The 8,823-nt window shown below is 63.3% G+C and carries 7 protein-coding genes; 3 read left to right on the top strand and 4 right to left on the bottom strand.

Annotated elements, in window-relative coordinates; translation table 11 throughout:
• Positions 1 to 93 precede the first annotated feature (93 nt).
• Positions 94 to 579, bottom strand: coding sequence for an L-2-amino-thiazoline-4-carboxylic acid hydrolase (locus tag V3572_RS00340; RefSeq protein WP_332108974.1), 486 nt, complete (start codon positions 577 to 579; stop codon positions 94 to 96).
• Between the two features lie 172 nt (positions 580 to 751).
• On the opposite strand from V3572_RS00340, the gene ftsY reads away from it, so the two are divergent.
• Positions 752 to 2,239 carry a signal recognition particle-docking protein FtsY gene (gene ftsY, locus V3572_RS00335; RefSeq protein WP_332108973.1) on the top strand — a complete coding sequence of 496 codons (1,488 nt, stop codon included), beginning with the start codon at positions 752 to 754 and terminating at the stop codon, positions 2,237 to 2,239.
• Between the two features lie 310 nt (positions 2,240 to 2,549).
• Positions 2,550 to 2,933 (top strand): chemotaxis response regulator CheY, encoded by a 384-nt coding sequence (locus tag V3572_RS00330; RefSeq protein ID WP_332108972.1) that lies wholly within the window; start codon positions 2,550 to 2,552, stop codon positions 2,931 to 2,933.
• A 93-nt stretch (positions 2,934 to 3,026) separates the two neighbouring features.
• Here V3572_RS00330 and V3572_RS00325 read toward each other — a convergent pair whose 3' ends face one another.
• The 3 genes from V3572_RS00325 to carB all read right to left on the bottom strand — a co-directional run bounded on the left by V3572_RS00325 (position 3,027) and on the right by carB (position 8,033).
• Positions 3,027 to 3,281 carry a hypothetical protein gene (locus tag V3572_RS00325; protein WP_332108971.1) on the bottom strand — a complete coding sequence of 85 codons (255 nt, stop codon included), beginning with the start codon at positions 3,279 to 3,281 and terminating at the stop codon, positions 3,027 to 3,029.
• Positions 3,282 to 3,370: 89 nt separating this feature from the next.
• Positions 3,371 to 4,783, bottom strand: a complete 1,413-nt coding sequence (gene purF, locus V3572_RS00320) for an amidophosphoribosyltransferase (RefSeq protein ID WP_332108970.1) — start codon at positions 4,781 to 4,783, stop codon at positions 3,371 to 3,373.
• Positions 4,784 to 4,799: 16 nt separating this feature from the next.
• Positions 4,800 to 8,033, bottom strand: a complete 3,234-nt coding sequence (gene carB, locus V3572_RS00315) for a carbamoyl-phosphate synthase large subunit (protein WP_332108969.1) — start codon at positions 8,031 to 8,033, stop codon at positions 4,800 to 4,802.
• 251 nt (positions 8,034 to 8,284) lie between these two features.
• On the opposite strand from carB, the gene V3572_RS00310 reads away from it, so the two are divergent.
• Positions 8,285 to 8,823: class I tRNA ligase family protein (locus V3572_RS00310; protein WP_332108968.1), on the top strand; the 539-nt coding region annotated here is incomplete at its 3' end.

The following is an 8,823-nucleotide window of genomic DNA, read 5'->3' as shown; positions in this document are numbered from 1 at the left end:
GACGCGAAGCGCGACGAAGTTTTCGAAGGGGGGTCAAGGGGGGAAACCTTTTTCAAAAGGTTTCCCCCCTCGCCGCCGGAGGCCGCTCCGCGCCTAGTCGCGCCAGGTGAAGCGGAACAGGCAGGCCTCGGCCCCCTCGCCGATGGTACAGGGCCGGTCGAATTCCAGGGCCGGGTGGTAGGCGGCGGCGAACGGCGCGTCCCGGGCGCAAGACAAAAGGGGAACAAGGTCGGGTGGGATGCCCATGGCCCGGTAGGCCTCGACGTACAGGCAGCGCGTGACGGAGAAGGTCAGGACGCTATCGGTGTCGTGGACATGCTCGATGGTCAGGGCCCCGCCGTGCTTCCAGAGGGCGAGGATGGTCTTGAAGTGCTCAAAGCCTGGTCCCTTGGGGGCCAGGGCGGCAAAGGCCCGCCCGGCCTCAGCGGCCGCCGTCTCCACGGCCCGGACCACAGTGGCCAAGGCCTTTTCCCGTCCGTCGGCCTCGCGGGTCGTCTCATAGACCTGCCATAGCATCTGGGCCTCGATCATGCGCCGCGCCAAAAGCGGCACATCGCGCGTCACATCGGAAAAATCCATATCTGCCTCCCTGATGTCGCCCGGGATCGATCCGCCCCGGGTCGGCCTGTCCGGTTGCCTCCCGGGCCCTGAACATATAGAGTGCCGCCGACTTGAAAAATCATACACAGCGCGCTCGCCGCGCGTTGCCGCTGGCTGGCGCGACGGGCCGCATCGGAAAGGACGAAAGCATATGGGTTTTTTCTCCAAAATAAAACGCCTGTGGAAGAGGCCGGACCAGGAGGCCGCGCCGGTCGCCGAGACCGGGGAAATCGGGGAGGCCGGGATCGCCGCCGTTCCCGGAGATGCCGCAGACGCCGCACCAGCCGCCGCCCCGAAGGCCGCACCGGTGGCCGCCCCCGTCATCGCGCCTCCCAAGGCCCCGACGGATCTCGCCGAACCCGCGGCGCAAACGCCGATCCCGGCCACGGCCCCGACTGTCGTGCCGACGCCCCGGGCGGCCCAGACCACTCCCGACGCGGACGCGCCCTGGCGCAACCATTTGGTGCTGGCCCTGCGCGAGGCCGAGCCGAGGCTGTCGGTCTGGCTGTCCCTGATCCTCACCGACGTGGACCGGGCCGGGCCCCTTTTGTGGGAACGGCTGACCTTTCTGTTTTCGTGCCTGGACGCCCCGGCGGCCGAGGCCGAGACTTTCGTCGGCCAGTTTCGCAAGTGGCTGGCGGACATGGAATACGACGAGGTGGGGGAGTTCCGCTCGGAACTCCAATACCGCCTGGCACTGGCCCTGGAGCTGGAGGACGAGGAGGACGAGCGCAACCGGCTGTTCCTCAAGCTTTCCGAGAGTCTGGCCAAGACCAAGGAGCAGATCGCCCGGCGCATCGACGGCCTTTTGGGCAGCCACAAGGTCATGGACGCGGCCTTTTGGGAGGAATTCGAGGAAATCCTGATCATGGCCGACCTGGGCTACGAACCCACGGCCAAGCTTCTGGAGATTTTGAAAGACCGGGTGCGCAAGTCCGGCGAGACCGATCCGGCCAGGTTCCGGGAGATCCTGCGCGAGGAACTGTCCGCCATATTTACGCCCCAAAAGACCATCCGGGCCGTCAATCCGCCCGAGGTGGTCATGATCATCGGGGTCAACGGCGTGGGCAAGACCACAACCATCGCCAAGCTGGCCCACCGGGCCAGCCTCCAGGGCAAAAAGGTGCTCATCGCCGCCGGCGACACCTTCCGGGCGGCAGCCATCGACCAGCTCAAAATCTGGGCCGACCGGGTGGGGGCCGTCTTCTACGCCAAGGGTGAAAACGCCGATCCGGCGGCCGTGGCCTACGAGGCCATGGACCGGGCCATCGCCGAGGGCTGCGACATCATGTTCCTGGACACGGCGGGCCGCCTGCACACCAAGGCCAACCTCATGGAGGAGCTCAAAAAAATCAAACGGGTGCTAGGCAAGAAGCATCCCGGCGCGCCGCACCGCTGCGTCCTGGTGCTCGACGCCACCACCGGCCAGAACGCCCTGTCCCAGACCAAGCTCTTCAACGAGGCCGTGGACCTGGATGAAATCATCCTGACCAAACTTGACGGCACAGCCAAGGGCGGGGTCATCGTGGGCATCGCCCTGGAATACGGGCTGCCCATCACCTTTATCGGGCTCGGGGAGAAGATGGAGGATCTGCGGCCGTTTTCCGGGCAGGATTTCGCCCTGGCCCTTTTGACCTGAGGACCAGCCGCCGACGCGGCGCACCAGGCGAAACTGGCGCAAAATTACGGACGGCGCGATATTTCGGGCCAGAGACGGTTTGCCAAAAACGCCCTCTCCGTATACAAGGCAAAAAACAGAATGCGGACGGCCCGTTTCATGTGAGAAAACCGCTTCCCTTGTGTTTGCATCGGCCGTGCAGGCCGCTTTTGAAAAAAAGAACGGGCTCGGGACAGCGGCAGGCTGATCCGGGACAGGATGAACCAGGGGATGCCGACCGCACGCGGCAGGCCCGAAAACGCGACACGAGAACATTCGGAGGACTTCGCGCATGCCTGCGGACAAAAACATGAGCATCCTGGTCGTCGACGACTTCTCCACCATGCGGCGCATCATCAAAAATATCCTGCGTCAACTCGGCTTCTCGAACATCCACGAGGCCGACGACGGCACCACCGCCTGGGAAACGCTCAACAAGACCAAGATCGATTTCGTCATCTCCGACTGGAACATGCCCAACATGCCGGGCATCGAACTGTTGCGCAAGGTGCGCGGCAGCGAGGAATTCGCGGCCCTGCCCTTCCTCATGGTCACGGCCGAGGCCCAACAGGAAAACATCATCGAGGCCGTCCAGGCCAAGGTGTCCAACTACATCGTCAAGCCGTTCACGGCCGAGACGCTGGGCCAGAAGATCGACAAGATTTTCGACAAATAGTTCCGATCCCTCGGCAAAACGCCCGGGGCGCGAAACCATGCGGTTTCGCGCCCCGTTTTTTACGTTTGCGCCCGGCCGGATCTTTGGCCCGTGCTACATGAAACTTTCCAAAAGCTTGGTTCCCACACCCTCGGGCAGCCGTATCCGGCGTTCCTTCAGCACCCCGTCCAGAATCCGCCCCATCCACTCCCGGGACACGGCCAGCCGTTCGAAGGTCAGATAGGTGACGGCGTTGTCCCGCAAAAAGCCGTAGCCGTGGACCTCCACCAGCACGGGTTCGCGCTCGCCGGCCAACAGCACCTCGGCCCGGATGATCTTGGCCCTGGAATCGACGGTCAGATTGAACATATGGCTGATATCCTTCAAATAATGGCGTCCGGCGGCCGTCATGGTCTGAGAAAGGACGACGTCTCGAAAGACGCCTGCCAGGCCCGCTCCTACCACGAAAGGGCCACGCTGTCCTCAAGGCACATCTTCATGCCCTCGGCGCAGGGGGCTATGGGATACTTGCCGTCGAAACAGGCCAGGCAAAACCGGGATTCTTCCGGGCTGGAATTGACGGAAGACAGCAAGCCCTCGATGCTCAGGTAATGCAGGCTGTCCAGGCCGATGAACCGGGCGATCTCCTCCACCTTGTTGTGAGCCGCGATAAGCTCCCCCTTGGAGGAGAAGTCGATGCCGTAGAAGCAGGGATGGCGGATGGCCGGACAGGAGACGCGCATGTGGATCTCCCGCGCCCCCAGTTCGCGCAGTTTTTTGACCCTGGTGCGGATGGTGGTGCCGCGCACGATGGAGTCCTCGACGATGATGATGCGCTTGTCCTTGATCATCTGGCGCACGGGATTGAGCTTCACCCGCACGCTGAAATCGCGCATGTCCTGGGAGGGCTGGATGAAGGTGCGGCCCACGTAGTGGTTGCGGATCATGGTGCTCTCAAACGGCAGCCCCGAGGCCTGGGAATAGCCGATGGCCGCATAGACCCCGGAGTCCGGGAAGGGCATGACGTAGTCGGCGTCCACCGGGGCCTCGTTGGCCAGGGTGATGCCCATCTGCTTGCGGCGCAGATAGACCACCTCCCCGAAGACCTCGGAGTCGGGACGGGCGAAATAGACCAGTTCGAAGATGCACTGCTTGGTGGGCTGGGGTTCCCCCAGGCGGAACGATTGCAGGCACTTGTCCTGGATGACGAGCATCTCCCCGGGTTCGATGGGCCGGATGATCTCGGCCTCGATGAGGTCGAAGGCGCAGGTCTCCGAGGCCAGGACGTAGTTGTCGCCCAGGCGGCCCAGCATGAGCGGCCGCACGCCGTGGGGGTCGCGCAGGGCGATCATCTTGTTGTTGGCCAGAAGGATCAGGGAATAGGCCCCGCGCACCTTGGAACAGGCCTTCATGACCGCCTCCTCCATGGTGCCGCCGTTTAAGTACTTGGCGATGAGGTGGACGAAGACCTCGGAGTCGATGGTGGTCTGGAAGATGGAGCCGGTCTTTTCCAGCTCGCGGCGCAGTTCCAGGGCGTTGACCAGGTTGCCGTTGTGGGCGATGGCCAGATTCATGTTGCCGAAGCGTACCAGAAAGGGCTGGCAGTTGCGCAAAAGCGAGGCCCCGGCCGTGGAGTAGCGCAGATGCCCCACGGCGATGTTCCCCTTGAGCTCCTTGCCCAGATGGCGTTCGTTGAACACCTCGGCCACCAGCCCCATGCCCTTCTGCTCACGGATGGTTGTCCCGTCCCAGGTGACGATGCCCGCGCTCTCCTGCCCCCGGTGCTGCAGGGCGTAGAGGCCGAAATAGGTCATGCGCGCGGCCTCGGGATGGCCGTAAATGCCGAAAAGTCCGCAGTATTCTTTTTTCATCGAAACGCCTCGGCGGCTAGACCGCCCCGTAGTATTCCTGAATGCTTTTCACGCCAAGTCCCTGGCCGGACAGTTCGCGGATGGCCTGAATGGCGGCCATGGCCCCGGCTGCCGTGGTCACGTAGGGGACATTGTAGAGAAGCGCCGTCTGCCGGATGGCCATGGAGTCGCGTACGGTGCGCTTGCCTTCCATGATGTTGACGACCATGGCGATATCGCCGTTTTTGATGTGGTCCACCACATGGGGCCGGTGTTCGGACACCTTGCGCACCTCGCGGGCCGGGATGCCCTTGGCGTTGAAATAGGCGGCGGTGCCCTTGGTGGCCAGGATCTCGAATCCGGCTTCGTGAAAGAGCTTGGCCGCAGGCAGAAGCGGTCCCTTGTTGTCGTCGTTGATGGAGATGAACACCTTCCCCGACGACGGCAACACCTGCCCGGCCGCCAGTTGGCTTTTCATGAAGGCCAGCCCGAAGGAGGCATCCACGCCCATGACCTCGCCCGTGGAACGCATCTCCGGCCCGAGAAGCACGTCCACGCCCGGGAAACGGTTGAACGGAAACACCGATTCCTTGACCGAGACATGCCCGGTCTTGCGCATGGACCAGGGGTCGAGCGTTTTGACGGGCACGCCCATGATGACCTTGGTGGCCAGCTTGGCCAGGGGCACGCCCGTGGCCTTGGACACGAAGGGGGCCGTGCGCGAGGCCCGGGGGTTGACCTCCAGGATAAAGATCTCGCCGTCTTTGACCGCGAACTGGATGTTCATGAGCCCCACCACCTGGAGCTCCCGGGCCAGGGCCACGGTCTGCCGCTCGATCTCGGCCACGATCTCCGGGGCCAGGGCGTGGGGCGGCAACACGCAGGCCGAGTCGCCGGAGTGGATTCCAGCCTCCTCGATATGTTCCATGATCCCGGCAACGTAGGTGTCCGTTCCATCGGACAGGGCGTCCACGTCCACTTCCGTGGCATGCACCAAAAACTTGTCGATCAGGATGGGATGCTCCCCGGAAACCACCACGGCCTTGGCGAAATAGTCCACCAGATCGGTCTCGTCGTAGACGATCTCCATGGCCCGGCCGCCCAGCACGTAGGATGGTCGCACCACCACGGGATAGCCGATGTCGTCGGCGATGCGCGCGGCCTGCTCCACGGACAGGGCCGTGCCGTTGGGCGGCTGCTTGAGCTCAAGCTTCTGCAGAAGGGCCTGAAAACGTTCCCGGTCCTCGGCCCGGTCGATGCTGTCCGGCGTCGTGCCCAGGATGTTCACCCCGGCCCTTAGAAGCGGCACGGCCAGATTGAGCGGCGTCTGGCCGCCGAACTGGACGATGACCCCTTCGGGCTTTTCGAACTCGATGATGGACATGACGTCCTCGAAGGTCAACGGCTCGAAGTAGAGCCTGTCCGAGGTGTCGTAGTCCGTGCTCACGGTTTCGGGGTTGGAGTTGACCATGATGGACTCCACGCCCATCTCGCGCAGGGCGTAGGAGGCGTGGCAACAGCAGTAGTCGAACTCGATGCCCTGGCCGATGCGGTTGGGGCCGCCGCCCAGGATGACCACCTTGCGCCTGTTCGAGATGGCCAGTTCCTGGCCGGTCTCGTAGGTCGAATAATAATACGGGGTATAGGCCTCGAACTCCCCCGCGCAGGTGTCCACCAGGTAGAAGGTGGGCTTGATCCCGAATTTTTGCCGCAGGGCCCGGACCTCCAGGGCGGTCAGGTTCCAGGCTGCGGCCAGTTGGGGATCGGAAAAACCGAACCGTTTGGCCGTCCCAAGCATCTCCCGGCAGGCGTCGTCGGCAGCGGCCACATGCTCCCGGGGGAAGGCCCGAAGCGCGGTCTCCATGTCCACGATTTCCTTGATCTGGCGCAGAAACCAGGGATCGACCCAGGTGGCCTCGTAGATGTCCTCAAGGCTTATGTCGGACAGGATGGCGTGGCGGATGTCCAGAATGCGCGTGGAATGGGGTCTGCGCATGCGGGCCAGGAGCGTCTCCCGGTCGGGGATTTTCGCGCCTGAGAGTTTGCCCAGGCCGGGCAGTCCAGTCTCCAGGGAACGCAGGCCCTTTTGCAGGGCCTCCTTGAAGGTGCGGCCGATGCTCATGGCCTCGCCCACGCTTTTCATGGAGGTGGTCAGGTAGTCCTCGGAGCCGGGGAACTTCTCGAAGGTGAACCGGGGGATCTTGACCACGCAGTAGTCGATGGTGGGCTCGAACGAGGCCATGGTCTCCCGGGTGATGTCGTTGGGAATCTCGTCCAGGGTATAGCCCACGGCCAGCTTGGCCGCGATCTTGGCGATGGGGAATCCCGTGGCCTTGGAGGCCAGGGCCGAGGACCGGGACACCCGGGGGTTCATCTCGATGACCACCATCTCCCCGTTCACGGGGTTGATGGCGAACTGCACGTTGGACCCGCCGGTCTCCACGCCGATCTCGCCCATGATGGCGATGGCGGCGTCGCGCATGCGCTGGTATTCGTCGTCGGTCAGGGTCTGGGCCGGGGCCACGGTGATGGAGTCGCCGGTGTGCACGCCCATGGGGTCGAGGTTTTCGATGGAGCAGATGATGACGCAGTTGTTGTTTTTATCGCGCATCACCTCCAGTTCGAATTCCTTCCAGCCCAGGATCGACTCCTCCAGCATGACCTCGCTTTTCATGCTGGCGGCCAACCCCCGCCCGGCGATCGTCTCCAGGTCTTCCATATTATAGGCCACGCCGCCGCCGGTGCCGCCCATGGTGAAGGCCGGGCGTACGATGATGGGGAAGGGGATCATCCCCCCCCACTTCCGCACGTCGTCCATGGTGCGGCAGATGCCGCTTCTGGGGATTTTCAGGCCGATGTTGTCCATGGCCTGGCAGAAAAGCTCCCGGGACTCGGCCTTCTTGATGACGTCAAGCGACGCCCCCACAAGCTCCACCCCGAGCCGCTCAAGCACGCCGGATTCGGCCAGGGCCACGGCGGTGTTCAGGGCCGTCTGGCCGCCCAGGGTCGGCAACAGGGCGTCCGGGCGCTCACGCTCAAGAATCCGGGCCACGGTGTCCGGCTCGATGGGCTCGATGTAGGTGCGGGCGGCCAGTTCCGGATCGGTCATGATGGTGGCCGGATTGGAATTGACCAAAACGACCTCGTAGCCCTCTTCCTTGAGGGCCTTGGTGGCCTGGGAACCGGAATAGTCGAACTCGCAGGCCTGGCCGATGACGATGGGCCCGGAGCCGATGATCATGATTTTTTTGATGTCTGTCCGTTTGGGCATAGCGAAAGGGGGGGGGTTAAAAGGTCGGAAAAATCACGTGCGACGCGCTAGGCAATAAGCGATTCCGCCCCGGCGGGCAAGCAATTTGGGAACCGTGGATGGGGCAGGATAACGGCGGGGTGAGAGTATGCCGCCGCTCCCTTCCAGCCCTGCCTGCGGCCCGGTTTCTTGACTTCCCGCCCGGCTTCATCCATGTAACCGGTTTCCCATGCGCATTGCGCGGTTTTTACGAAACTCCCCAAGGTGAATCCATGAGCGACTACAAAAAAACCCTGAACCTTCCGGCCACCTCCTTCCCCATGAAGGCCAACCTCAAACAGAAAGAGCCGGAACTTCTTGATTTTTGGGCCAAAAGCGGCGCCTACCAGGCCATGGTCGAGGCGCGCCAGGGCAAGCCCCGCTATGTGCTGCACGACGGCCCGCCCTACGCCAACGGCCGCCTGCACATGGGCCACGCCTTAAACAAGATATTAAAGGATATCATCGTCAAGTCCCGGCACATGGCCGGATACCAGGCCCCCTACGTGCCCGGCTGGGACTGCCACGGCCTGCCCATTGAGCACAAGGTCGAGCAGCAGCTCAAGGAAAAGGGGAAGACCGACCTGCCCGCCGTGGTCATCCGCAAGCTGTGCCGGGAATACGCCATGAAATTCGTGGACATCCAGCGCAAGGAGTTCAAGCGGCTGGGGGTCTTCGGCGAATGGGACGATCCCTACCTGACCATGAAACCGGCCTACGAGTCGGCCACGGCCAAGGTGCTGTGCGAATTCGTGGAAAGCGGCTCCGTGGT

It is taken from the genome of Desulfolutivibrio sp., assembly GCF_036584575.1.
Classification (GTDB): Bacteria; Desulfobacterota; Desulfovibrionia; order Desulfovibrionales; family Desulfovibrionaceae; genus Desulfolutivibrio.
The sequence above is the reverse complement of the archived record's forward strand: the minus strand, read 5'-3'. Positions and strand labels throughout refer to the sequence as shown.

Bases quoted from the DNA above. Each gene is read 5' to 3' on its own strand.
- V3572_RS00340 (WP_332108974.1), bottom strand. From the start codon at position 579: ATGGATTTTTCCGATGTGACGCGCGATGTGCCGCTTTTGGCGCGGCGC.
- ftsY (WP_332108973.1), top strand. From the start codon at position 752: ATGGGTTTTTTCTCCAAAATAAAACGCCTGTGGAAGAGGCCGGACCAG.
- V3572_RS00330 (WP_332108972.1), top strand. From the start codon at position 2,550: ATGCCTGCGGACAAAAACATGAGCATCCTGGTCGTCGACGACTTCTCC.
- V3572_RS00325 (WP_332108971.1), bottom strand. From the start codon at position 3,281: ATGTTCAATCTGACCGTCGATTCCAGGGCCAAGATCATCCGGGCCGAG.
- purF (WP_332108970.1), bottom strand. From the start codon at position 4,783: ATGAAAAAAGAATACTGCGGACTTTTCGGCATTTACGGCCATCCCGAG.
- carB (WP_332108969.1), bottom strand. From the start codon at position 8,033: ATGCCCAAACGGACAGACATCAAAAAAATCATGATCATCGGCTCCGGG.